Source organism: Mesorhizobium sp. M0058 (genome assembly GCF_040323095.1).
Taxonomy (GTDB): Bacteria; Pseudomonadota; Alphaproteobacteria; order Rhizobiales; family Rhizobiaceae; genus Mesorhizobium.
The window spans coordinates 90,755-113,771 of sequence record NZ_JAMYUQ010000001.1; the positions used below are offsets into that span (position 1 = coordinate 90,755).

The window sequence follows — 23,017 nt, forward strand, 5'->3', positions numbered from 1 at the left end:
AGTTCCGTCTGTAAAACAGCGGCCGTCACATTTTTGCGGTTTTCCTCCGCTTGTGCTTGCTTGCGGGGGCCGGCAACCCACCTATAGCAGGTGTTTTGGCGGACAAGGGTTTATTAGAAGTCAGTCATGCTTGCGCGATCGAACGAACCGACCAACGCCGATGCGGCCTTGGCGCCCACGGCGCCAGCGGGCACGCGCGGCGACGCCTTCGACCGCGCCCAGCGCCACTCGCGCCGCGTGCGCGTGCTTAAGTTTGCCGTGCCGGTGCTTGCCGCCGGGATCGCGGTTGCGTTTCCGGTCTATTCCTATCTGGCGGCGCCGATCAACATTTCGATACAGGCAGACGGCACCGCTTTCGCGGATGGCAAGCTGGTGATGGCCAATCCGAAGCTCAACGGCTTCACCAAGGACAAGCTGCCCTATTCGCTGACGGCCTTGCGCGCCATCCAGGATGTCGGCAAGCAGGACATCATCGAACTCGAAGGCATCCATGCCAAATTGCCGCTGACGGCCGACAATGTGGCGACCGTCGACGCCAAGCGCGGGATCTACAACAGAAACGCCAACACGATGGACATGACCAGCGACGTTACCGTCACCACCACCGACGGCGTCGCTGCCATCTTCAAATCGGTCTTCCTCGATATGGGCAAAGGCTCTATGAAGACAGGTGATGCGGTCGATGTCAGCCGTAACGGCTCGCGGATCACCGCGGGTTCAATGTCGGTCGAAGACAATGGCAAGGTCATCGTTTTCGAGAACAAGGTAAGCGTTCACATCGATCCGGCCACTATGAAGGCGGCAGAGGCAAAGAGCGGAGAAACGAATGCGTCCCAGTAATTCGGCACGGCTTGTCGCCGCAGCTTCGGCCTTGCTGTTGCTGGGTATGGCGCCGTCCTGGGCTCAGTCCAGCGCCAGCAGCCAATCCGGGCTCAAACTGTCGGGCGACCAGCCGATCCAGATCGAGAGCGACAAACTTGAGGTCCGCCAGGCCGACAGCATGGCGCTGTTCAGCGGCAACGTCACCGTCACGCAAGGGCCGACGCTGCTCAAGGCCGGCAGCATGGAGGTCTACTACGTCAAGGACCCCAACGCCGCCAAAGGTGCTGCCGCCGGCGCTTCGGCGATGACCGGTTCGGCCAATATCGACCATCTGGTGGTCAAGAACAAAGTCTACATCAAGTCGAATGACCAGATCGCCACCGGCGACAACGCCACGTTCGACATGAAGACGCAGGTGCTTGTTCTGTCGGGCAAGGAGGTCGTCTTGTCCCAAGGACCCAACGTCCTCAAGGGCTGCAAGCTCACCGTGCAGATGAAAAGCGGCCTTGCTCAGGTCGATGGCTGCGGCGGGCGCGTCATCATGTCGATGACGCCGCCACCGAAATCCGAGGCCCCGAAGCCCGAATGACTGGCGTGTCTTCGCTGCTGACCCGCCTTCCGGGACGGGCGGCCAGTAAACTTGCAGCACCGGCCACAGTCACCGTTGATTCCTCGAAGTTCAAGGGCACCCTGATCGCCAAGGGTCTGACCAAGAGCTACAAGGGCCGCAAGGTGGTCAGCGGTGTCACCATCGGCGTGCGCGCCGGCGAGGCTGTCGGGCTGCTCGGGCCGAACGGCGCCGGCAAGACCACCTGTTTCTACATGGTCACCGGCTTGGTGCCGGTCGATGAGGGCACGATCGAGATCGACGGTTTCGACGTCACCTCGATGCCGATGTACCGCCGCGCCCGCCTCGGCATCGGCTATTTGCCGCAGGAAGCCTCGATCTTCCGCGGCCTGAATGTCGAGCAGAACATCCGCGCCGTGCTCGAAGTGGTTGAGAAGGACCGCAAGGTGCGCGAGCGCAATCTCGACGAACTGCTCGAGGAATTTCACATCAGCCATCTGCGGAAGTCGCCGTCCATGTCGCTGTCGGGTGGCGAGCGGCGGCGTCTTGAGATCGCCCGAGCTTTGGCGACGCGCCCGGCCTACATGCTGCTCGACGAGCCGTTCGCCGGCATCGACCCGATTGCCGTCGCCGACATCCAGCAGCTGGTTCGTCATCTAACGGCGCGCGGCATCGGCGTGCTGATTACCGACCACAATGTGCGCGAAACGCTCGGCCTCATCGACCGCGCCTACATCATCCATGCCGGCCAGGTGCTGACTCATGGCCGTGCCGACGAGGTGGTGGCGAACCCCGATGTGCGCCGGCTCTACCTCGGCGAAGGTTTCACGCTCTGAGCGTGAAATTTGTTTCCTGACGTGATTTTTGCCGCCCCGCCGGGCTTTTTTCTCCGATTTTGCGTGAGATAATGCTTCGGTAGGGGCCTTTTGCCATCGTTCGCCTTGACAAGCAAAAGCCGGGCCAGTTTCTATGGAAGGTCGGAAAAATTCATTTTCCGGCAGCTTCTGATGTGTAGGCTTCCGGGTGCAGAAGGGCGTTTGAAACCGAACCATGGCGTTGGCGGCGAAACTACAGCTACGACAATCCCAGTCGCTGGTGATGACGCCGCAGCTGATGCAGTCGATCAGGCTGTTGCAGCTCACCCATGTCGAGCTCGACCACTTCATCGACGACGAGATCGAGCGCAATCCGCTGCTGGAGCGCGCCGAGCCCCAGGATGACGCCGCAAGCGACCAGGTGCAGAAGGGCGATGCCGCTCCTGAGCCTGCCGCCGATGGCGACTGGTTCGAAAACGAGACGGCGTGGAGCGCCGAAGCGATCTCCGACAAGCTCGACAGCTCGCTGGAAAATCTGTTCCCCGACGATCCCGGCACCAGCGAGCGGCTCGGTCCGGACCTGACGGCGCAGTGGAAGTCGGCCACCGGCAATAGTTCGTCCGGTTCTTCCGAAGGCTTCGACGTCGGCGACATGGCCGCCGCGGCGATCACGCTGCGCCAGCATGTCGGCGAGCAGATCGCGCTTGCCTTTGCCGATCCGGCCGCAAGGCTGATCGCAGCCGAACTGGCCGACGGCCTGGACGAGGCCGGCTATCTGCGCGCCGATCCCGCCGAGATCGCCAAACGGCTCGGCGCCGATCGGGCGGTGGTGGCCAAGGTGCTGGCAGCCTGCCACACATTCGAGCCGGTCGGCCTGTTTGCGCGCGACCTTGCCGAATGCCTGTCGCTGCAACTTGCCATGCGCGATCGTCTCGATCCGGCGATGAAAACGCTGATCGGCAACCTCGAACTCCTGGCGCGGCGCGATTTCCAGACGCTGAAGCGGCTTTGCGGGGTTGACGAGGAGGATCTTCTCGACATGCTGGCCGAAATCCGCGCGCTCGATCCGCGTCCGGGCACGGCATTTTCAGGCGGCGCCAGCGATGCCATCGTCGCCGATGTCGAAGTCCGTGCCGCCAATGACGGTAGCTGGACGGTCGAGCTCAATGCCGAGACGCTGCCGCGCGTGCTTGTCGATCACATCTATTTCGCCCAGGTCTCGCCGCATGCGAAGAATCAGGCGGAGAAGGATTTCCTGGCCGAATGCCTGCAGAATGCCAACTGGCTGACGCGGAGCCTCGACCAGCGGGCAAAGACGATCCTGAAAGTGGCGTCGGAAATCGTGCGCCAGCAGGACGCTTTTCTCGTCCATGGCGTGCGCCAGCTCAGGCCGCTCAACCTGCGCACGGTGGCCGATGCCATCGGCATGCATGAATCGACCGTCAGCCGGGTGACGGCCAACAAATACATGCTGACGCCGCGTGGCGTGTTTGAGCTGCGTTATTTCTTCACGGCTTCGATCGCGGCGTCGGGCGGCGGTGATGCGCATTCCTCGGAAGCGGTGCGCGACCGCATCAAGCAGCTGATCGACGAGGAAAAGCCCGCCGATGTGCTGTCCGATGACGCAATCGTCGATATGTTGAAGGAAAGCGGCGTCGATATTGCCCGGCGCACGGTGGCCAAGTACCGGGAGGGTATGAATATTCCCTCGTCGGTGCAGCGGCGGCGTGAAAAGCGCGCTCTGGCGAGCGCGGGGCGCTAGGTCTGCTTGCCCGGCAAGGCTTTTGCTATGGCTGGATTCCACAACTTTCCGACCTTAAAGCGCATCGCGCTGAAACGGATTCATACGACGCGCTTTAAGTCTTTGTTTTGATGCATGTCGTTGTCCCAGAACCGCAGCGCACTTCTGGGCGACATGCATTAATTGACAAGCTGCAATGAAGTGTCTAGAAGCCCGCCCGCATGAGACGGGCTCGCGGCCCGCATGCGGATGGTCCGTCACGATGAAGGCCACGGGACGGCCAAGAAGGCGGATTGTGATCAACCGGAAAGTTCGGATCTAAAATCGGCGCGAGTTGACGCCGCAAAGCTTGTGCGCACGGATCACGAGTATAAACTCTGGCCAGTTTGAAGCCTGAGCAAGGAAGGTCAGTTTTCAGATGAAATTGCGCATATCGGGTAAACACATGGATATCGGCGATGCGTTGCGTACGCGCATTACCGATCGTGTCGGCGAGGCGATTGGAAAATATTTCGATCGCGGTTTTTCAGGGCACGTCACGGTCATCAAATCGGGGTCGCGTTACTCGGCCGATTGCATGATCAGGCTGGATTCCGGCGCTTCGCTGCAGGCAACCGGCGATTCCCAGGATCCGACACTTGCCTTCGAGGCGGCCGCGGACCGCCTCGAAACCAGGCTGCGGCGCTACAAACGCCGTCTGAAATCGCACAATTCAGGCAATGGAAATGGCGAAATCACCGACATCGCCTATACGGTAATGGCGCCGCTGACCGATGACGATGAGGACATTCCGGAGGACTACGCCCCGGCCATCGTCGCCGAATCAACCATGACGCTGCAGACCATGTCGGTGGCGTCGGCGGTTATCGAACTCGACACCAAGGACAGCCCGGTTTTCGTATTCCGCAACGCCGGAAACGACCACCTCAACATCGTCTATCGGCGGCCGGACGGAAATATCGGCTGGATCGACCCGTCGACGACCAAAGTCGCACAGGCGTGACGACAACGACAATGGTCGCACAGGTGACGGCAATGGTCGCACAGGGATAATAGCCAGCCGCGCGAGGGGCGAGGACTGGCGACGGCAGGCGAATAAGGGATTTCAAATATGGATCTGAGCGATCTTCTCAACGTTCCGGCGATCTTGCCGGCGTTGAAGGCGAACTCCAAAAAGCAGCTTCTGCAGTTGCTGTCCGAGAGAGCGGCGGCGATTTCCGGCATTCCGGAGCGCGAAGTGTTCGACACCATCCTGCAGCGCGAACGGCTGGGCTCCACCGGCGTCGGCAACGGCATCGCCATTCCGCACGGCAAGCTCGCCGGGGTGAAGCGCATCGCCGGCGTCTTTGCCCGGCTGGAGACGCCGGTCGATTTCGAGGCCTTGGATGACCAGCCGGTCGATCTGGTGTTTTTGCTGCTGGCCCCGGAAGGCGCCGGCGCCGATCACCTCAAGGCACTGTCGCGCATCGCCAGGGTTTTGCGCGACGCCGACACGGTGGCCAAGATCAGAGGCACGCGCGACGCGGTCGCCATCCACGCACTGCTTTCGGACACGCAGGCCTCGCACGCCGCCTGAAGTTCTTCGGATTTAAGTCTTCCAGGGGCCGCCGAAGGCGGCCCTCTCCATTTCAACCGCCAGCAGTCGCCTTAGTGAATGGCGACAGTGGTCAGGTCGTTTTCCATGGCGCCGGCCAAAGCCCGGTCTTTCGCATCCGAAAGCAGGATCGGCTGGCCGTTGGCGGCAAACAGGGCCCACAGGACCATACCAGGCGCTATTTCGCCGAGGTTGGGGAAGCGCCCGAGCAGCTCGTCGCTCGAGACCTTGCGGAGATAAGCGACCGAGCCTTCGCCGAGATGGGCGAATTCGCCGCTGGTCATGGTGATGGTTTCGTCAGTTCTGGTCATTTCAAGCCTCCTTGGCGCGAGGACGCCGCTCAAGGCCATCCCGCATGAGAGCCATCGGTAAAGATCAGTCTTTCACCGATATATTTATTTTCCGTACCAGCCGTTCGGTATCCGGCCGATCGAGATCGATCGACAAAAGGCCGTTCTTCAGTTCCGCTGCGATCACCCGCATGCCGTCTGCCAGCACGAAACAGCGCTGGAACTGGCGCGCGGCGATGCCGCGGTGGAGGAATTCGCGCTCAGTGTCGTCGGTTTGACGGCCGCGCACGACCAACTGGTTTTCCTCCGTGGTGACATCGAGATCGCTTTCGGCGAAACCCGCGACAGCCAGCGTAATGCGCAGCCTTTCGGCCTTGCCGTCAGCACCGCTGAGGCGCTCGATGTTGTAGGGAGGATAACTGTCACCGGATTTCGCCAGTCGTTCCAGGGTCTTTTCCATGGCATCGAAACCAAGGAGAAGCGGGCTGGAGAAGGGCGTCATTCGGCTCATGTTACACTGTCCTCTTTGGAGCGACATAAACTGGAAAAACCCGGATGGCATTTTTCCCGATGGTCTTGATATGGTCCGCGCCGCGGCCAAGTTCAAGCCGCCGAACACCCCCGCCAAAAAGACTCCCCCGCATAAGGAAATGAAATGCCCCAGACCCGCAAGATCATCATCGACACGGATCCCGGCCAGGACGATGCCGTCGCCATATTGCTGGCGCTCGGCAGCGCCGAGCTGGAGATCGTCGGCATCTCTGCTGTTGCCGGCAACGTGCCGCTGAAATTGACCGAAAAGAACGCCAGGAAAATCTGCGAACTGGCCGGCCGGCCCGACATCAAGGTCTATGCAGGCGCCATCCGCCCGTTGGCGCGCGAGCTGGTCACCGCCGAGGAAGTGCATGGCAAGACCGGCCTCAACGGCCCGCAACTGCCCGATCCGAAGATGAAGCTGCAGGGCCAGTATGCGGTCGACTTCATCGTCGAGACGCTGATGAAGGAAGAGGCCGGCACGATCACGCTGTGCGCGCTCGGCCCGCTCACCAATGTCGCGCTGGCGCTGATCCGTGAGCCGAAGATCGCGCCGCGCATCAAGGAAATCGTACTGATGGGCGGCGGTTTCTTCGAAGGCGGCAATGTCACGCCGACCGCAGAATTCAACATCTATGTCGATCCGCAAGCCGCCGACCTGGTGTTCAAATCCGGCATTCCGATCGTCATGATGCCGCTCGACGTCACCCACAAGGCGCTGACCACGGCCAAGCGCACGCAGGCCATCCGCCAGCTCGGCACCCGGGTCGGCACCGCGACGGCCGAGATGCTGGAGTTCTTCGAGCGCTTCGACGAGGAGAAATACGGCACCGATGGCGGCCCGCTGCACGACCCCTGCGTCATCGCCTATCTGTTGAAGCCGGAGCTGTTCAAGGGCCGCAACTGCAACGTCACCGTCGAAACGACCTCCGAACTCACCATGGGCATGACCGTGATCGACTGGTGGGGCGTGACCAAGCGGCCGAAGAACGCCATGGTGATGCGCGACATCGACCATGACGCGTTTTTCGCGCTGCTGGTTGAGAGGTTGGCGCGGCTTTAGCTCTGTCTTTCCTTTCTCCCATTGTGGGTTCCGAAGGGACGGGGCGAGACAAGTGGCTCGCCCCCGGGCGGCGTCGCCGAAGGCGACGGATGTGGGGTGTTCCAGGGAACGCCCACGTCTCACTCCGCTGGAACACCCCTCATCCGTCTCGGCGCTATCGCGCCGATCCACCTTCTCCCACAGGGGGAGAAGGAAGGCGCCGCCGCCGTTCACTTTGCAAATCGATAGAAGACCATTCCATTCTCGCGCGTGACGCGCTCCATGTTTGCCGTCGCGCCGATCAGATGCGGCCGGTCGTCATCGACAAGAATGGACGAACCGCTTTCGAGCGAAACCAGATAAAGGGTGTGGTCGTGGTCCGATTGGGCGCTTTTGACCGTTGCGTGGATTGGCTCGACTGACCGGATAGGGCTCGCGTCATTCGTCCATTTGTAGAGCGCCGAAGGAACCATCATCGCGAACATGGCGACGATCAGGACCACGCCGGGCGCGTTCCTTTTCAAATCCCTATAAGTCCATGACATTTGAAAGAATCCCCAGCACAAAGTCATGTGGTGGCGTGGAGACTGACTTTCAATCAGCCTTCACGTACGGGCTCATTCTGCCGTTGGAAACGACCGTCCACGGTTGTTACTTCGCCTTCGAAAAAGCTAGCCACAGGCCGCCGCCGACCAGAAAGCTGCCGCTGATCCTGGACATCAGCTTAATGCGGCTTGCCGAGAGCAGGCGGCCGGCGCGGCTGGCGGCGAGAGCATAGGTGGAATCCGAGACGGCGGCGAAGATCATGGCGGTGAGGCCCATGACGACGATCTGCAGGGTGTAATTGCCCTGCGGGGCGATGAATTGCGGGAAGAAGGCGCCGAAGAACACCAGGGTCTTGGGGTTGCTCAGCGCCACCAGCAGGCCCTGCAGGAAGAAGCCGCCGCGCGGCTTTCTCGCGGTGCCGTCGGCATTCAGCGCGCCCTTGGAACGGAACATCTGCACCCCCATCCAGATCAGATAGGCGGCGCCGATCAGGCGTACCCATTCGAACCAGTGGCCCATGCCCGATATCAGCGTGTTGAGGCCGATGCCGACAATGGCGATCATCACGGCGAGCCCAGCCTGCGTGCCGGCGACATTGGCAAGGCCGGCGCGGTAGCCATGGCGGATGCTGTTGGCGATGATCAGCGTGACAGTCGGACCGGGCACCAGGATGATGACGATGCAGGCAAGGACATAGGCGGCGTAGAGTTCCAGCGACATGGGGGATTTCCTCGAGGATGCGCTTAGGCGGCTGGCTGCAATCAATGCATGGCGGCGGGGCTGGTGCAAGCCGGTCGCAGACCGTGCCGCCCCTCGCGTCAGGACGCCCCCACCTGCCAAGGCAAGGTCGCCTCATAGGCCGCTCCGGCCCTGAGCACGGCGAGGTCGCCGCGCGGCCGGCCGATCAGCTGCATGCCCAAGGGGCGGCCTTTGTCGTCGAAGCCGACGGGCACGTTGAGCGCCGGACAGCCGCCGAGCGTGGCGAAGGCCGAAACCTGCATCCAGCGATGGTAGCTGTCCATCGTCCGTCCGGCGACCTCACTTGGCCAATGCGTGCCGACTTCGAAAGGAAAGACCTGCGCCGTCGGCAGCGCGATGAGATCGAAGTGCTCGAACAGCGACAGCAGCGTCCGGTGCCAGGAGGTGCGGATGACCGAGGCCGCGCGGATCTGCGGCGCCGTCAGCCGCATGGCGTTCTCCACCTCCCAGACGGCTTCCGGCTTCAGCAGGGCGCGCTTGTGCGGGTCGTCATAATGGACTTTCAGCGCCGAGCCGCTGCTCGCCTGCCGCAGCGTCACGAAGGCTTGCCACAGTGCCTCGAAATCGAAATCCGGCAGCAAGGGCTCGGTCAGGAAGGATGCCTCCGCGAAGCGGCCGAGTGCGGCCTCGCACAGATCGAGGATGCCAGGCTCCACCGGCAGGTGACCGCCGAGATCACCGAGCCAGCCGACGCGGCCGCCGCTTGCCGGCGTTGCCAGCCCTTCGAGGAATGAACCAGGCTTTTCCCAGGACAAGGGCGCATGCGGATGGTAGCCCGCCTGCACGTCGAGCAGCAGCGCCATGTCGCTGATGCTGCGGCCCATCGGCCCGTCTATGCCCATCTGAGCATGAAAGACTTCCAGGTCCGGCCCTCCGGGGACAAGGCCCTGCGACGGGCGGAAGCCATAGACATTGTTCCACGCCGCCGGATTGCGCAGCGAGCCGCCGAAATCGCTGCCGTCGGCGACCGGGACCATGTCGAGCGCAAGGGCGACCGCTGCGCCGCCGCTCGAGCCGCCGGCGGTCAGCGCCGGATCGAACGCGTTCAGCGTCGGTCCGAAAACATTATTGTAGGTGTTGGATCCCAGCCCGAATTCGGGAACGTTGGTCTTGCCGATGATGATGCCGCCGGCCTTGCGGATGCGCTCGACGAAGAAATCATCCTCCTGCGGCACGAAATCGGCGAAGATCGGCGAGCCGAAACTGGTCCTCAAGCCGCGCGTCATGGCGAGGTCTTTTATCGCCATCGGCAGGCCAAACAGCGAGCCGGCCGGCCCGCCTTGCGCTAGATGCGCGTCCGCCGCGTCGGCCTCGCGCAGGATGTCGGAGCGCTCGCGCAACGAGACGATGGCATTGACCAGCGGGTTTACCGCGTCGATGCGGTCAAGGAATGCGGCGACCAACTCGCGCACGGACAGGCGGCGCAGCCGGATCGCCTCGGCCAGGTCGACAGCGGACATCCGGCAGATGTCGCCGGCGGGGGGCACGGCGTGCTTCGTTGCGGGGCGCAGGGCTGTCATCCGGCGTTGTTGCGCAGGGCGGTGTCCACATCCGCGGCCAGCGGGATGGCCGGCTGGGCGCCGGGCTTCAGGCAGGCGAGCGAGCCGGCGGCTGCGGCGCGGGTGAGAGCCTGCTCCAGCGGCAGGTTGGACGCCAGCCCGGCGGCGAGATAACCGCAAAAAGTATCGCCGGCCCCGACGGTGTCGACCGGCGTGATCTTCAGCGCCGGCACGGTCAGGAAATCCTCCGGGGTCGCCGCCAGCACGCCGTCGCCGCCGAGCGTGACGACGATGGTGCGGCCGGTCTTGCGGGCGAAGTCGCGCATGCGCGCCGGGCGGTCGCGGCCTTTCAGCGACAGCGCCTCGCCGTAAAGGTCGAATTCGGTTTCGTTGGCGACGGCGTAGTCGGCCTTGCCGAGCAACGCTGCCGCCTCGCTACGGAACGGCGCGGTGTTGAGCACGGTGACCGCGGCGGCGGCGCGTGCGGCGTCGAGCGCTGCATCGACAGTCTGCAACGGGATCTCGTGCTGCAGCAGGACGACGTCGCCCTTCGCAAGGAAAGCCTTGGCGAGATCGCCGGGCAGCACCGAATCATTGGCGCCCGGCACCACGGCAATGACATTCTCGCCATCGGCGCCGACGAGGATCAGCGCCGTGCCGGTGGAGGCGAAGCTCTGGCCGACGCCGGAGAGATCGACCTTGCCGGCCACGAGCAAAGCCAGGGCTTCGGTTGCGAAATTGTCCTTGCCGACGGCGCCGACCATGCGCACCTTGGCGCCGGCGCGCGCCGCAGCCAGCGCCTGGTTGGCGCCCTTGCCGCCGGGCGCGGTGGCGAAGCCGGAGCCGCGGACCGTCTCGCCCGGCGAAGGCAGGCGGTCGACATTGGCGATAAGGTCGAGGTTGATCGAGCCGACAACGATGATCAAGAAAGCCTCCTGCGGAATGCGCGGGAAGCTAACCTGTAAGCCGGCGGCTTGCCAGAGCGTGCGGATGTTTTGCGCCGGGAGCTCGCAAAAAGAACAACACCGGCGAAGGGATTTCGCCGGTGTTGTTTGATGCGGGCAGCTTCAGGACGCGGTCTGGCCCGCTTCCCAACCGAGGATGGCGCGTTTGCGGGTCAGGCCCCAGTGGTAGCCGGTGAGTGCGCCGGACTTGCCCAGCGCCCGATGGCAAGGGACGACGAAGGACAATGGGTTGGCGCCGACCGCCGCCCCCACCGCCCGGCTGGCGTTTGGCGCGCCGATCCTGGAGGCGATCGAAGAATAAGTGCAGGCCTTGCCCATCGGGATCCTGAGCAGCGCGTCCCAGACGCGCAGCTGGAAGTCGGAGCCGATCATCACCACGCGCAGCGGCTGGTCGGCGCGCCACAATGTCGGATCGAAGATGCGCGCCGCATAGGGCTGGGTGGCGCTCATGTCCTCGACATAGGTGGCGTTCGGCCAGCGGCCCGACATGTCGGCGAAAGCCGCCCGCTCGCCGCCCGGATCGTTGAAGGCGAGCCCCGCAAGGCCACGGTCGGTGACCATGATCAGGGCGATGCCGAAGGGCGAGATGTGGTAGCCGTAGCGGATGGTCAGGCCAGCGCCGCGCGTCTTGTAGTCGCCCGGCGACATCGCCTCGTGGGTGACGAACAAATCGTGCAGCCGGCCGGGGCCGGACATGCCGAGTTCGAACGATGTTTCGAGGAGCGGCATGCCGGAATCGAGCAGTTTGCGGGCATGGTCGAGGGTGACCGCCTGCAGGAAGGCTTTTGGCGACAGGCCGGCCCAGCGGGTGAACAGCTTTTGCAGGCCCGTGGGTGTCTCGCCGACATCGGCTGCCAGGGCTTCCAGCGAGGGCTGGTCGCGATAGTCGAGGCTGATCTTCTCGATGGCGCGGCGCACGACCTCGTAGTCGCTGCCCTCGGGGGTGATGTCGTGCTGCAGGATCGCTGTCGGTTTCATCTGCGTATTCGTGGTCATCTGGGCGTTCATGGCAATATCTCCTTGACCGCGAATATCGGTCTTTCCGCCCCTTGCAACCACCCGAAACTTGCCTTGTTGCCGCCTGTTCCCAGATAAGTACTGGATTGCGCCCCGGGAGATGCCAATGGCCGGCGAAAGGGTGAATCTGAGCGGAGCAAGGGAGACCTTGCTGATGACGCTTTATGGCAAGGCACTGGAAAGCCGGCTGCCGCATTCGCTGCTCGGGGACCGCTTCGCCGACGAGGCCGTGCGCAAGATCGACTATGATTTCTCGCACCTCAAGGTCGACACCAATCTCGGCATCGGATTGGCGATTCGAGCCAAGACCTACGACGTGCGAGTTCAAGACTTCATCGCCAGAAATCCCGGCGCCATCGTGCTGCATCTCGGCTGCGGGCTCGATACGCGCATTTTCCGTGTCGATCCACCCGAAGGCGTGGAGTGGTTCGATGTCGATTTTCCGGATGTCATCGCGCTCCGGCGCAAGCTTTACCCGTCCCGCGACCATTACCACCTCGTCGGCTCTTCGGTAACCGACCCGGACTGGCTGGCAGAAGTGCCGCGCAATCGTCCGGCCGTCGTGGTGATGGAGGGGTTGACGCCTTATCTCCCGGTAGAGGAGGGGCCACGGCTGCTGTCACGCCTTGTCGCGCATCTTGCCGGCGGCGAGCTGATGTTCGACGCCTACAGCCACTTCGGCCTGAAGATGCTGCGCCTCAATCCGACCATCAGGGCGACGGGCGCCGAGGTTCACTGGGCGATCGACGACCCGCAGGTACTGGAGCGTGCCGTTCCGAAGCTGCGCTTTGTCGACGATATCTCGGCCTACAGCGCGGAACGCACAGCGCACATGAGCTGGTCCGCAAAACTGTTCATCGGGCTGTGGAGACACATTCCCGCATTGCGCAAGGTCGGCAGGATTTTACGCTACCGGTTCTGACGCGCCGGCTCTAACGCGTCCTGGCTTTTGTCAGAGCACGTGAAAATGCAGTGGCAAAACTCTCGCGGGAGTCAGGGTCCAGGAATGACCCGATCGGCACATTCTGTCCTTGTGCTTCCACCGTCATCCTGGTGATGCCGATCTCGGCATCGCGAGCGACGGAAAAGCGCGCCCAGAACGGGTTGAAGCGATGCGCTTCCGACTTTCCCGAGGGCGCCGTCTTGCGGATGTCGAGGCTGGTGCGCGACACCGACACTTCCTCGCGGGCACGGGCGGCACGATAGTTGGCGCGGAAGGCGATGTAGACGGCGATGACGTCGAGGCCGAAGAAGCCGAACACCGGCCAAGCGCCGCGCGACAGGAAAAACGCCCCGGTCACTACCCAGCCGAACAGCAGCGCGCCCATCAGCACGGCAAAGCCGGTGCGGCCCAGCGAGCGGTGCGGTGTCAGCAGCGCCTGGAAGAATGGCTCGTCGGCCTGAAACGAGGCGTTTGTGTCGCTCATCCCAGGATATTATAGGAGGGAAATGGCCAGCCCCAAGTCCAAAAATCTTTCCCTATCCAAAAGTGAACTGCCGCCCGGGCGGTGCGACGGCTCGAATGCCAAGCCGCGACCGCGGCCGGTGCGGCTCCGTTCGCTCTACAGCGCCGCCGAGGTGCATGAGATCTTCCGGCGGTTTTCGGTGCAGCGGCCCGAGCCGAAGGGCGAGCTCGAGCACGTCAACGCCTTCACGCTGCTGGTGGCCGTGGTGCTGTCGGCGCAGGCGACCGATGCCGGCGTCAACAAGGCGACGCGGGCGTTGTTCAAGGTCGCCGACACACCTGAAAAGATGCTGGCGCTGGGCGGAGCCAGGGTCGGCGAGTACATCCGCACCATCGGACTCTGGCGCAACAAGGCCAAGAATGTCGTGGCGCTCTCGGAGGCGCTGATACGCGATTACGGCGGCGAGGTGCCCAGCGAGCGCGATGAGTTGGTCAAGCTGCCGGGGGTCGGGCGCAAGACCGCCAATGTCGTGCTCAACATGGCGTTCGGCCAGCACACGATGGCGGTCGACACCCATATTTTCCGCATCGGCAACCGCCTCGGCCTGGCGCCAGGCAAGACGCCCGAACAGGTCGAGCAAGGGCTGCTGCGGATCATCCCGGACGAGTATATGCGCCATGCGCATCACTGGCTGATCCTGCATGGCCGCTATGTCTGCAAGGCGCGCAAGCCCGATTGCCCGGCCTGCGTCATCGCCGATCTCTGCAAGGCCGAGGTGAAGACGACAGACGTGCCGGCGCCGCTCGTGGAAATCGCGGCGCCCGGCGTCCCGACAACTAGCTTTCCTCCACGAACACCTCTTCGCGCTTCTTCTTGACCGACGGCAGGAAGACGACGACGAGCACGGCCAGTGCGACGAGCAGCAGGCCGGCGCTGATCGGCCGCGTCACGAAGGTCGAGGGGTCGCCGCGCGACAGGATCATGGCGCGGCGCAGGTTTTCCTCGAGCAGCGGGCCGAGCACGAAGCCGAGCAGCAGGGGTGCGGGTTCGCAGCGCAGCTTGGTCAGGATGTAGCCGAGCAGGCCGAAGAAGGCGACTGCGTAGAGATCGAAGGCGTTGGTGTTGACGCTGTAAACGCCGATCGAGCAGAACGCCATGATGATCGGGAAGAGCACATAATAGGGGATCGTCAGCAGCTTCACCCACAGCCCGATCAGCGGCAGGTTCAGCACGATCAGCATCAGATTGCCGATCCACATCGAGGCGATGATGCCCCAGAACAGCGCCGGCTGCTCGATCGCGACATTGGGGCCGGGCACGATGCCCTGGATGATCATGGCGCCGATCATCAGCGCCATGACCGGATTGGCCGGAATGCCCAGCGTCAGCATCGGAATGAAGGAGGTCTGGGCGCCGGCATTGTTGGCCGATTCCGGTCCGGCGACGCCGGCGATGGCGCCCTTGCCGAACTCCTCCGGGTGTTTCGACACGCGCTTTTCGACCGTGTAGGAGGCAAAGGCCGCAAGCACCGCGCCGCCGCCGGGCAGGATGCCGAGCGCCGAACCGATGATCGTGCCGCGCACGATGGGCGCGGCCATCGCCTTGAAGTCGTCGCGGGTCGGCATCAGGCCGGAGACCTTTTTGATCATCACCGAGCGCTCGTGCTCGTTTTCGAGATTGCGCAGGATCTCGGCAACGCCGAAGACGCCGACCGCCACCGCGACGAAGTTCAGCCCGTCGGCATATTCGCGGATGCCGAGCGTGAAGCGCGGCGTGCCGGTGTAGATGTCGGTGCCGACAATGCCGAGCAGCAGGCCGAGCACGACCATCGCCAGCGCCTTGACGATCGAGCCGTGGGCGAGCGCGATGGACGAGACGAGGCCGACGATCATCAGCGAAAAATATTCGGCCGCGCCGAATTGCAGGGCTATTGCCGTCAGCGGCGGGGCAAAGACGGCGACGAGAAAGGTCGACACCGTGCCGGCGAAGAACGAGCCGATCGCGGCGATCGCCAGAGCCGCCCCGGCGCGACCGTTCCTGGCCATCTGGTAGCCGTCGATGGCGGTCACGGCCGAGGAGGATTCGCCGGGCATGTTGATGAGAATGGCGGTGGTCGAACCGCCATACTGGGCGCCGTAGTAGATGCCGGCCAGCATGATGAGGGACGAGACCGGGTCGCCGATCTGGAAGGTGATCGGCAGCAGCATGGCGATGGTTGCGGTGGCGCCGATGCCGGGCAGGACGCCGATCAGCGTGCCGAGCAGAACGCCGATGAGGCAAAAACCCAGATTGGCCGGCGTGGTGGCCGTCGAAAAGCCGAGTTCGAGGTTCCTGAGGAGGTCCATCTCAGCGCCTCACAATGCCAGCCATTGGGGCAACCAGGGGCCGAAGCGCTGGAATGGCAGCCCGAGCGCGTAGCTGAAGACCAGCACCGAAAACAGCGTCAGGCCGGCCGACAGCAGAAGTGCCGTCAGCGGCTTCATGCGGGCGCTGGCAAAAGAGGCGATCAACGCCGTCAGGAAGATCGACGGGACGAAGCCGAGGCCGCGCACGGTCATGCCGAAAAAGATCGGCGCCGGCAGGATGAACAGCATGCCGCGCCACGCAATGGGGCCGATCGGCTCGCCCTCGACGCGCACCGCCTGGACGAGGATGATGGCGCCGAGCACGATCAGCACGATCGCCAGCACCAGCGGGAAATAGCCCGGTCCCATGCGAAAGGCGGTGCCGATTTCGAGGCCGAGCGATTGTATCGCGAAAAAGGCGCCGAAAAAGATGAACAGCGCGGCGCACAGGCCGTTTGTCCTGTCGATGGCGAAAGGTTTCATGGCTGTCCTCCCCTGACCCTTGCAACGGGCTTGCCGTTGCAAATGTGAAAACGGACGTCGAAGCGAAAACGGGGCGCCGGCAGCGCCCCGTTCAAGCCTCAGTCGGCGTATTGGCCGGCGGCTTCGATGATCGGCTTCCAGCGCGTGATCTCGCCTTCCAGCTTGGCCTTCAGCGCTGCCGGCGTCGCGTCGGCCTCGGACGACGGCTTGGTGCCGAGTTCGGCGAAGCGGGCGATGACGTTGGGGTCCTTCAGTGCGACCTGGAGCGATTTCGACAGTCGGCCGGTGATCTCGGCCGGCGTGCCCTTCGGCGCATAGAGGCCGTGCCAGATGCCGACCTGCACCGCGGGCAGGCCGGCTTCGATGGTCGTCGGCACGTCCTTCAGCACGTCGAGGCGCTCCGGCGTGGTGACGGCATAGGCCTTGATCGTGCCGCCCTGGATCTGCTTGGTGGTGTTGGTGGTCTGGTCGCACATAATGTCGACCTGGCCGCCGAGAAGGTCGGTCATGGCCGGGCCGGTGCCCTTGTAGGGTACGGTGACCAGCGGCGTGCCGATGGCGCTCATGAACAGCATGCCGCACAGATGCGAGGCAGCGCCGATGCCGGCATTGGCGACAGTGATGGTGTCCTTGTTGGTCTTGGCGTATTCGACCAGCCCTTTCAGGTCGGCCGGCTCCAGGTCCTTGCGGGCGACGATCGCCATCGGCACCTCGGTGACGAGGCCGACATACTCGAAGGCGTTCAGCGTGTCATAGGCGAGTTTTCTGTAGAGGGTCGCGCTGGTCGCCATGCCGATGTGATGGAGGAGCAGCGTGTAGCCATCCGGGTCGGCGTTGGCGACGCGGCCGGCGCCCAGCGTGCCGCCGGCGCCGCCGACATTTTCGACGATGATCTGCTGGCCGAGATCCTTCGACATGGCTTCGGCGACGAGCCGCGTGACCGTGTCGGTCGGACCGCCGGCCGCAAACGGCACGACGACGGTGATGGTGCGCTCGGGATAGGTCTGTGCGCTGGCGGTGAACGAATAAAGCGTGACGGCCGCGGCGGCGGCCAGGGCGGCTACAATTTTCCTCATCGTAATTCTCCTCCCAGGATATCAATCTCCGATCGCTGTGCAGGTCAGGCAGCGAGGGTGCAACAAAGGCAAGCTAACAGATTGTCGCCTGACGCAAACTGCAAAATACAGCCGTGCGCAACCATGGCGATCAGTGCGGAGTATGCCCGGCGGAGATGGGTTTGGTGTTGGCGTTGCTTCAATAACCGTAGCCGCGCGCCATCGCCGCCGCGAAGATCGGGATCAGCAGGAAGATGAAGGCTTCGGCGCGCACATAGGTCTTCACCGAGGCGAGTTCCGCCACCGGCACCTGAAAGCCGGGATTTGCACTGGCTTGCCGCTTCCAGGAGATGAAGCGGATGGTCGGGATGATCGACAGCAGGCCAACGATGCCGAATGCCGCCATCTTGGCCCAGAACACCCAGTTGTAGACGTAGAATTCCCAGCCCTTCAGGCCGTAGATGACGCGGCAGATGCCGATGATGATGATCAGCATGGCGATGATGCCATAATGGCGGTCGATGCCGGCAAGCCGCTTGAGCGTGGCGGCGGAGAGGTCGCCGCGGATCAGGACAAATTCGGCGCCGATGATGCCGGCCAGCGACAACACCAGCAGATGATGGAAAATGGCAAGCACGAGATCGGTGGTGTCCATGGCGTTCTCCTCCCATTGGCGGTATCGAGACCGGCCCTTGCCGGACCGGTTGCGAAAGGTAGCATCGTTCGGCAGAATTCCCAGAGGCGGACCTGGGTTGGACCATCGGCGTCGCCATCCTGACAGCTGGGGTTTTCTGAAATGACCGGACTGAAGCGCGCCCTGAACCCGATGCCGGACGACATCCGCATCGCCCTGACCGAAAAAGGACTGACAGCGGCCTACGAGGCGCGGCCGGACTACCAGAAGAACGATTATCTCGGCTGGGTCGCCCGCGCCAAACGCAGCGACACCAGGCAGAAGCGGCTCGACCAGATGCTGGACGAATTGCGGCGCGGTGGGCTCTACATGAAGATGGTCTGGCACGGCTGAAAGTAAGCCGACGCTGTTCGCTTCGACCGCCTGGTCGCGCCAGGCCGTTCGGAAGCTTCCCTGGCTGAATGATGATCCGGCTTGGCCCTTGTCCGGGCGCGCTGGTTTGCTAAGCGCTGACCGTCAACGGAGGCAGAGTTTCATGGGCAGTCCAAAAACAGCCGGCGTCCCGGTTCTCGAAACGGAACGGACCATCATGCGGGCGCACCGGATCGAAGATTTCGACGACTATGCCGTCATGTGGGCCGACCCCGTCACCACCCGTTTCATCGGCGGCAAGCCGCGGACGCGGGAGGAAAGCTGGATGCGGTTCCTGCGGCATGCCGGCCTGTGGTCGCTGCTCGGCTACGGCTTCTGGGCGGTCGAGGACAAGGCCAGCGGTCGCTTCATCGGCGAGGCCGGATTCCACGATCTGAAGCGGGACATCGAGCCGTCGCTCGAGGGCATTCCGGAAGCCGGCTGGGCGCTGGCGCCGCAAGCGCATGGCAAGGGTCTTGCCAGCGAAGTCGTCAGAAGGGCCCTGGCCTGGGGCGACGACACCTTTGCCGGCGCGAGAACCGTCTGCATCATCGATCCGGAAAACACCGGTTCGTTGAACGTTGCGGCAAAGTGCGGCTACACCAAGGTCCTGGAAACCACCTATCACGACGGGCTGACGATCCTGCTCGAACGGCGGGTGTGAAGCGCTTCATCGACGCAATTTCCACGTTCTGCCAGGGTTGGCTATTCTAATCTAGCTACGCAATTCCTGTGGGAAAACCGCTCACACTTTTCCTGGAATTGCTCTTTGGGGGAGCCGACCATGCGTGCGATCAATGCGATATTTCTGAAGCTTTTCTGGGCGGGGCTGCTGCTGCTGGCGGCCGTGCAACTGGCGGGCGCCGATGCGACGGTGCCGACCGCCGACATCGAGGGCGGTGCCGACAATCATCTGGCCAAGCGCTACGAGGGGTCGTTCATCGTCTCCTACGAAAAATTCGCCTATACCGATTTTACAGTGCCGCTGTCGCCGCTGAAGCCGAGCGCCGATCCGGAGGCCCGTGACACGATGAACAACCGTGTGTTCGCGCCGGACAAGAAGGCTGAGGTCGAAGGCGCGCTGACCCGCATCGCCTATGTGCTGCCGGCCGAGCGCTCCCCGCTCGAAGTGCTGCGCAACTACCAGGATGTGATCGCGGCCGCCGGCGGCGAAGTCCTGTTCGAATGCAAGAAGGAAGAGTGCGGCGGCGCCGCCGACCGGTCGTCGAGCGGTGGCGGCGGCGACATGAGCCTGATGATGTATTTCTTCCATGAAAGCGACGTCAAGGACGCGGCCTTTTCCAATGGCGCCTGTGCGGTAACCACCGGTGTCAACGACCAGCGCTTCTTCGCTGCCAAGGTGCCGCAGGATGGCGGCGACGCCTATGTCACTGTTCAGGCCTATTCGCTGACCGACGACCTCTACTGCAAGGAACTCAACGGCCGCACCATCGCCGTCGTTCAGGTGCTGGACCCCAAGGCGCGCGACAAGAAGATGGTGGTGGTCGAAGCGGCCAAGATGGCGGATTCGCTGTCGGCCACCGGCTCCATCTCGCTCTACGGCATCTTCTTCGACACCGACAAGGCCGACATCAACCCGGAATCGGAACCGACGCTGAAGGAGATCTCGACGCTTCTGACCAACGAGCCCGGCATGGCGGTGATCGTCGTCGGTCATACCGACAACCAGGGCGCGTTCGACTACAATATCGATCTGTCGTCGCGGCGGGCGCAATCGGTGAAGGCGGCGCTGGTCTCGAAATACGGCATCGATGCCGGCCGGCTGACCGCCGCCGGCGCCGGCATGATGGCGCCCGTCGCCAGCAATGACGGCGAAACCGGCCGCACCAAGAACCGCCGTGTGGTGCTGGTCAAGGCGAACTGAGGCCGATCACGGTTTCAGCGCCGGCTAGGCGCGCTGCCTGCTCCAGCATCGAGGCATCCTCGCCGAAGGCGCGGGTGGCGCGAGCGGCGGCCTCCAGCAGGTCCGGTGTCATGCGGCGCAGGAACGCCGTATCGACGCGTGTCGACGGGCCGGCCAGCGTCAAGGCGCCGAGCAGAACGCGGCCCGGTCCGAACACCGGCACCGAGACGCCCGCCGTCTCAGGGTCGCGGTCGCCGATCGACAGATAGTGGCAGGCCTTGCGGATGGTCTCGTATGGTTCGCCCGGCTGGCCCGAAAACGCTGCCAGCACGCGGCCGCCAGAGCCGGCGAGCAACGGCAGCAGGTCGCCTTCCCGGATCGTGTAGCGGATAGGATGCTTGGATTCGACGCGGTAGAGACAGGTGCGGGCGTCGCCCGAGCGGACATAGAACGCCACGCTTTCCCAACTGCGTTCGGCAAGATTACGCATGATCGGCAGCAGGATGTCGACCGCCACGACCGAGCGCTGGTAAAGCGCGCCAAGCCGAAAGGTGGCGGGTCCGATGCGGTAGCGGCCATCGTCGAGCCGCTCCAGCAACTGCCCGCGCAGCAATGAGTTCGCCAGCCTCAAAATGGTGCTTTTGTAGAGCCCGGTGCGCGCCGCGATCTCGGCCAGGCTGAGCGAGCGGTCGGCGGTCGCGAACGCGTCGAGAATGGCGATCGCGCGGTCGAGCGCGGCAACACCATCGGCCGGCAACGGCTGGGATCGCGCTTCGGTCATCTCACGAACAGTTTCATTCCAGTTTACCTGCTCGGACAAAGGCCGGCCGAAGCGATTGTGCCGCACATCCATGGTTCTGTCTAGTAGAACAGCGTTCCTGTTGACAGAACGTACCGAAATCGGCATGAATTTTTGCCGAGCGGGTCTGTTTTCAGGCTACGTTTCTGGCAGGCACCGGAGGAGGTGTCGTGATTTGGAGGAATCCCATGCTGAACAGACGCAGATTTTTGATGAGCACCGCGGCCGCAGGCGCTGCCGGATTCGTTGCAACGCATTTGACGCCCGCCCTCGGTCAGGATGCACCGCAGATCCAGATCTTCGTGCCGGCCGCGCCCGGCGGCGGCTGGGACCAGACGGGGCGCACCATCGACCAGGTGCTGCGCAGTGAAAAACTGATCTCCGGCTCGCAGATCACCAATGTCGGCGGCGCCGGCGGTACTGTCGGCCTGCCGCAGTTCATCAGCCAGTGGAAGGGCAAGGGCAATTCGCTGATGGTGGCCGGCATGGTCATGGTCGGCGCCATCATCGCCAACAAATCGGCCAACAACCTCTCCGAAGTGACGCCCATCGCTCGCCTCACCGGCGAGTTCGAGGCGCTGGTGGTGCCGGCGGATTCGCCGTTCAAGACGGCCGGCGATTTCGTCGCCGCGCTCAAAGCGGATCCGACCAAGGTTCCGGTGGCCGGCGGCTCGGCCGGTGGCTCCGACCACATCCTGTTCGGGCTGATCGCCAAGACGGTCGGCGTTCCGGCAACCAACCTCTCCTATGTGCCTTTCGCCGGCGGCGGCGAGGCGCTGTCGGCGCTGCTCGGCAACCAGGTGGCGGCCGGCATTTCCGGCTTCGGCGAGTTCTCCGAGCAGGTCAAGGCGGGCGCGCTTCGGCTGTTGGCGATCTCCGCCGACAAGCGCCAGGACGGCATCGACGCACCGACGATGAAGGAAGCCGGCATCGACGTCGAACTGTTCAACTGGCGCGGCGTATTCGCACCGCCAGGCGTCTCCGACGCCGACAAGGCGGCGATGGTCACGATGATCGAGACCATGGCCAAGAGCGATGCCTGGGCAGCCGAATGCAAGAACCGCAACTGGACCCCCATCCTTCTGACCGGCGACGATTATGCGAAATTCCTCGTCGACGACACCGCCCGCATCACCGCGATCCTCAAGGATCTCGGCCTCGCCTGATGTCTTCAGGGGCGGCCACGGCCGCCCCTTCCGACATTAGCCTGCGGCATGGACATATCATGCGCTGGGAGTGAAACTGCGGATGCGGCCGGCGGGAGGATGCCGGCCATCTCGGGAGGACATCGATGAGCACCAGCGACCAGCAGCCGGCGCCCCCGCGCCTTGCCATGCCCGAATTGTTGATCGGCATCGGGCTTCTCGCCTGTGCCGCGGCCGTGGCGTGGCAGACCCTGGCGATCCCGGTTTCGCCGCTCTATTCCAAGGTCGGGCCGACCATCTTCCCCTACATCACCATGACAGGCATGATCGTGCTTTCGCTGCTGCTCATCGTCGCCGCGCTGCGCGGCGGCTGGCAGCCGCAGGAGGAAAAGGAAACGCCGACCGACTGGAAGGCCATGGGCATCGTCGTTGCCGGCCTGGTCGCCAATCTGGTGCTGATCCAGCCGCTCGGCTTCACCGCCGCCTCGGTCATCATGTTCGTGCTCGTCTGTTATGGCTTCGGCAGCAAGCACACGCTGCGCGATGCGCTGACCGGCCTGATCCTGGCGCTTGCCGCCTATTTCGGCTTTGCCAGGGCGCTCGGCGTCAACATTGGCGCCGGCTTCATCGAAAACCAGCTGAACACGGTGATCGACGCGATCATCGCCACTGCGAGGGGCTGA

General features: G+C 63.6%; 27 protein-coding genes. 14 read left to right on the forward strand and 13 right to left on the reverse strand.

Going from position 1 to position 23,017, the window contains the following annotated elements; all coding sequences use genetic code 11:
- The first annotated feature begins 126 nt into the window (after positions 1-126).
- The 6 genes from lptC (at position 127) to ptsN (ending at position 5,522) form a co-directional block, all read left to right on the forward strand.
- Positions 127-840, forward strand: coding sequence for an LPS export ABC transporter periplasmic protein LptC (lptC, locus tag NKJ75_RS00505; protein ID WP_023669748.1), 714 nt, complete (start codon positions 127-129; stop codon positions 838-840).
- Positions 827-1,411 carry an LptA/OstA family protein gene (locus tag NKJ75_RS00510; protein WP_023683069.1) on the forward strand — a complete coding sequence of 195 codons (585 nt, stop codon included), beginning with the start codon at positions 827-829 and terminating at the stop codon, positions 1,409-1,411. Before lptC ends, NKJ75_RS00510 begins: the two co-directional genes overlap by 14 nt.
- Positions 1,408-2,226 (forward strand): LPS export ABC transporter ATP-binding protein, encoded by an 819-nt coding sequence (lptB, locus tag NKJ75_RS00515; RefSeq protein WP_023669746.1) that lies wholly within the window; start codon positions 1,408-1,410, stop codon positions 2,224-2,226. The genes NKJ75_RS00510 and lptB overlap by 4 nt, the downstream gene beginning before the upstream one ends.
- A gap of 214 nt (positions 2,227-2,440) precedes the next feature.
- Positions 2,441-3,967: an RNA polymerase factor sigma-54 gene (rpoN, locus tag NKJ75_RS00520; protein ID WP_352499024.1), complete on the forward strand. Its 1,527-nt coding sequence runs from the start codon at positions 2,441-2,443 to the stop codon at positions 3,965-3,967.
- A gap of 397 nt (positions 3,968-4,364) precedes the next feature.
- Positions 4,365-4,949 (forward strand): ribosome hibernation-promoting factor, HPF/YfiA family, encoded by a 585-nt coding sequence (hpf, locus tag NKJ75_RS00525; RefSeq protein WP_023751408.1) that lies wholly within the window; start codon positions 4,365-4,367, stop codon positions 4,947-4,949.
- 108 nt (positions 4,950-5,057) lie between these two features.
- Positions 5,058-5,522, forward strand: coding sequence for a PTS IIA-like nitrogen regulatory protein PtsN (gene ptsN, locus NKJ75_RS00530; protein WP_023669743.1), 465 nt, complete (start codon positions 5,058-5,060; stop codon positions 5,520-5,522).
- Between the two features lie 71 nt (positions 5,523-5,593).
- Here the strand turns inward: ptsN and NKJ75_RS00535 are convergent, their stop codons facing one another.
- Both NKJ75_RS00535 and NKJ75_RS00540 read right to left on the reverse strand, forming a co-directional pair.
- Entirely contained in the window at positions 5,594-5,851 is a 258-nt protein-coding gene (locus NKJ75_RS00535; RefSeq protein ID WP_023683072.1) for a BQ00720 family protein, read from the reverse strand.
- Positions 5,852-5,915: 64 nt separating this feature from the next.
- Positions 5,916-6,341, reverse strand: coding sequence for an Hsp20 family protein (locus tag NKJ75_RS00540; protein WP_023669741.1), 426 nt, complete (start codon positions 6,339-6,341; stop codon positions 5,916-5,918).
- A gap of 144 nt (positions 6,342-6,485) precedes the next feature.
- Between NKJ75_RS00540 and NKJ75_RS00545 the strand changes: the two genes are divergently transcribed.
- Complete coding sequence (locus NKJ75_RS00545) at positions 6,486-7,427, forward strand: nucleoside hydrolase (protein ID WP_023698210.1); 942 nt, start codon at positions 6,486-6,488, stop codon at positions 7,425-7,427.
- 209 nt (positions 7,428-7,636) lie between these two features.
- Here the strand turns inward: NKJ75_RS00545 and NKJ75_RS00550 are convergent, their stop codons facing one another.
- From NKJ75_RS00550 to NKJ75_RS00570, 5 genes are all read right to left on the reverse strand, one after another.
- Positions 7,637-7,951, reverse strand: a complete 315-nt coding sequence (locus NKJ75_RS00550; protein WP_023728527.1) for a hypothetical protein — start codon at positions 7,949-7,951, stop codon at positions 7,637-7,639.
- A gap of 106 nt (positions 7,952-8,057) precedes the next feature.
- On the reverse strand, positions 8,058-8,672 hold the full coding sequence (locus NKJ75_RS00555; protein ID WP_023669737.1) for a LysE family translocator: 615 nt from the start codon (positions 8,670-8,672) through the stop codon (positions 8,058-8,060).
- A 98-nt stretch (positions 8,673-8,770) separates the two neighbouring features.
- The gene (locus NKJ75_RS00560; RefSeq protein ID WP_031196903.1) at positions 8,771-10,231 is read right to left on the reverse strand and encodes an amidase; all 1,461 of its coding nucleotides are present in this window, start codon (positions 10,229-10,231) and stop codon (positions 8,771-8,773) included.
- Positions 10,228-11,136: a ribokinase gene (locus NKJ75_RS00565; RefSeq protein WP_023740841.1), complete on the reverse strand. Its 909-nt coding sequence runs from the start codon at positions 11,134-11,136 to the stop codon at positions 10,228-10,230. The genes NKJ75_RS00560 and NKJ75_RS00565 overlap by 4 nt, the downstream gene beginning before the upstream one ends.
- 141 nt (positions 11,137-11,277) lie before the next feature.
- Positions 11,278-12,183 (reverse strand): methylated-DNA--[protein]-cysteine S-methyltransferase, encoded by a 906-nt coding sequence (locus NKJ75_RS00570; protein ID WP_031203907.1) that lies wholly within the window; start codon positions 12,181-12,183, stop codon positions 11,278-11,280.
- Between the two features lie 115 nt (positions 12,184-12,298).
- Between NKJ75_RS00570 and NKJ75_RS00575 the strand changes: the two genes are divergently transcribed.
- Positions 12,299-13,114 carry a class I SAM-dependent methyltransferase gene (locus tag NKJ75_RS00575; RefSeq protein ID WP_352499025.1) on the forward strand — a complete coding sequence of 272 codons (816 nt, stop codon included), beginning with the start codon at positions 12,299-12,301 and terminating at the stop codon, positions 13,112-13,114.
- A gap of 10 nt (positions 13,115-13,124) precedes the next feature.
- On the opposite strand, the gene NKJ75_RS00580 is transcribed toward NKJ75_RS00575, so the two are convergent.
- Entirely contained in the window at positions 13,125-13,619 is a 495-nt protein-coding gene (locus NKJ75_RS00580; RefSeq protein WP_352499026.1) for a DUF2244 domain-containing protein, read from the reverse strand.
- Positions 13,620-13,641: 22 nt separating this feature from the next.
- On the opposite strand from NKJ75_RS00580, the gene nth reads away from it, so the two are divergent.
- Complete coding sequence (gene nth / locus NKJ75_RS00585) at positions 13,642-14,475, forward strand: endonuclease III (RefSeq protein ID WP_023700092.1); 834 nt, start codon at positions 13,642-13,644, stop codon at positions 14,473-14,475.
- On the opposite strand, the gene NKJ75_RS00590 is transcribed toward nth, so the two are convergent.
- The 4 genes from NKJ75_RS00590 to NKJ75_RS00605 all read right to left on the reverse strand — a co-directional run bounded on the left by NKJ75_RS00590 (position 14,435) and on the right by NKJ75_RS00605 (position 18,136).
- A complete protein-coding gene (locus NKJ75_RS00590) occupies positions 14,435-15,943 on the reverse strand; it encodes a tripartite tricarboxylate transporter permease (RefSeq protein WP_023683079.1) in 1,509 nt (502 codons plus the stop codon). The genes nth and NKJ75_RS00590 overlap by 41 nt on opposite strands.
- 9 nt (positions 15,944-15,952) lie before the next feature.
- Positions 15,953-16,426 (reverse strand): tripartite tricarboxylate transporter TctB family protein, encoded by a 474-nt coding sequence (locus tag NKJ75_RS00595; protein ID WP_023686558.1) that lies wholly within the window; start codon positions 16,424-16,426, stop codon positions 15,953-15,955.
- Between the two features lie 98 nt (positions 16,427-16,524).
- Positions 16,525-17,502: a tripartite tricarboxylate transporter substrate-binding protein gene (locus NKJ75_RS00600; RefSeq protein ID WP_023814702.1), complete on the reverse strand. Its 978-nt coding sequence runs from the start codon at positions 17,500-17,502 to the stop codon at positions 16,525-16,527.
- Between the two features lie 178 nt (positions 17,503-17,680).
- Complete coding sequence (locus NKJ75_RS00605; protein ID WP_023704193.1) at positions 17,681-18,136, reverse strand: DUF2214 family protein; 456 nt, start codon at positions 18,134-18,136, stop codon at positions 17,681-17,683.
- A 141-nt stretch (positions 18,137-18,277) separates the two neighbouring features.
- Between NKJ75_RS00605 and NKJ75_RS00610 the strand changes: the two genes are divergently transcribed.
- The 3 genes from NKJ75_RS00610 (at position 18,278) to NKJ75_RS00620 (ending at position 20,411) form a co-directional block, all read left to right on the forward strand.
- Positions 18,278-18,508 (forward strand): YdeI/OmpD-associated family protein, encoded by a 231-nt coding sequence (locus NKJ75_RS00610; protein ID WP_023683083.1) that lies wholly within the window; start codon positions 18,278-18,280, stop codon positions 18,506-18,508.
- A gap of 142 nt (positions 18,509-18,650) precedes the next feature.
- On the forward strand, positions 18,651-19,190 hold the full coding sequence (locus NKJ75_RS00615) for a GNAT family N-acetyltransferase (RefSeq protein ID WP_023683084.1): 540 nt from the start codon (positions 18,651-18,653) through the stop codon (positions 19,188-19,190).
- A 120-nt stretch (positions 19,191-19,310) separates the two neighbouring features.
- On the forward strand, positions 19,311-20,411 hold the full coding sequence (locus NKJ75_RS00620; RefSeq protein ID WP_352499027.1) for an OmpA family protein: 1,101 nt from the start codon (positions 19,311-19,313) through the stop codon (positions 20,409-20,411).
- Here the strand turns inward: NKJ75_RS00620 and NKJ75_RS00625 are convergent.
- On the reverse strand, positions 20,398-21,171 hold the full coding sequence (locus NKJ75_RS00625; protein WP_023833664.1) for an IclR family transcriptional regulator: 774 nt from the start codon (positions 21,169-21,171) through the stop codon (positions 20,398-20,400). The two genes, NKJ75_RS00620 and NKJ75_RS00625, sit on opposite strands and share 14 nt — an antisense overlap.
- Positions 21,172-21,377: 206 nt before the next feature.
- On the opposite strand from NKJ75_RS00625, the gene NKJ75_RS00630 reads away from it, so the two are divergent.
- Together NKJ75_RS00630 and NKJ75_RS00635 are read left to right on the forward strand one after the other, a co-directional pair.
- Complete coding sequence (locus NKJ75_RS00630) at positions 21,378-22,355, forward strand: Bug family tripartite tricarboxylate transporter substrate binding protein (RefSeq protein ID WP_023726470.1); 978 nt, start codon at positions 21,378-21,380, stop codon at positions 22,353-22,355.
- A 125-nt stretch (positions 22,356-22,480) separates the two neighbouring features.
- Positions 22,481-23,017, forward strand: a complete 537-nt coding sequence (locus NKJ75_RS00635) for a tripartite tricarboxylate transporter TctB family protein (protein ID WP_023726471.1) — start codon at positions 22,481-22,483, stop codon at positions 23,015-23,017.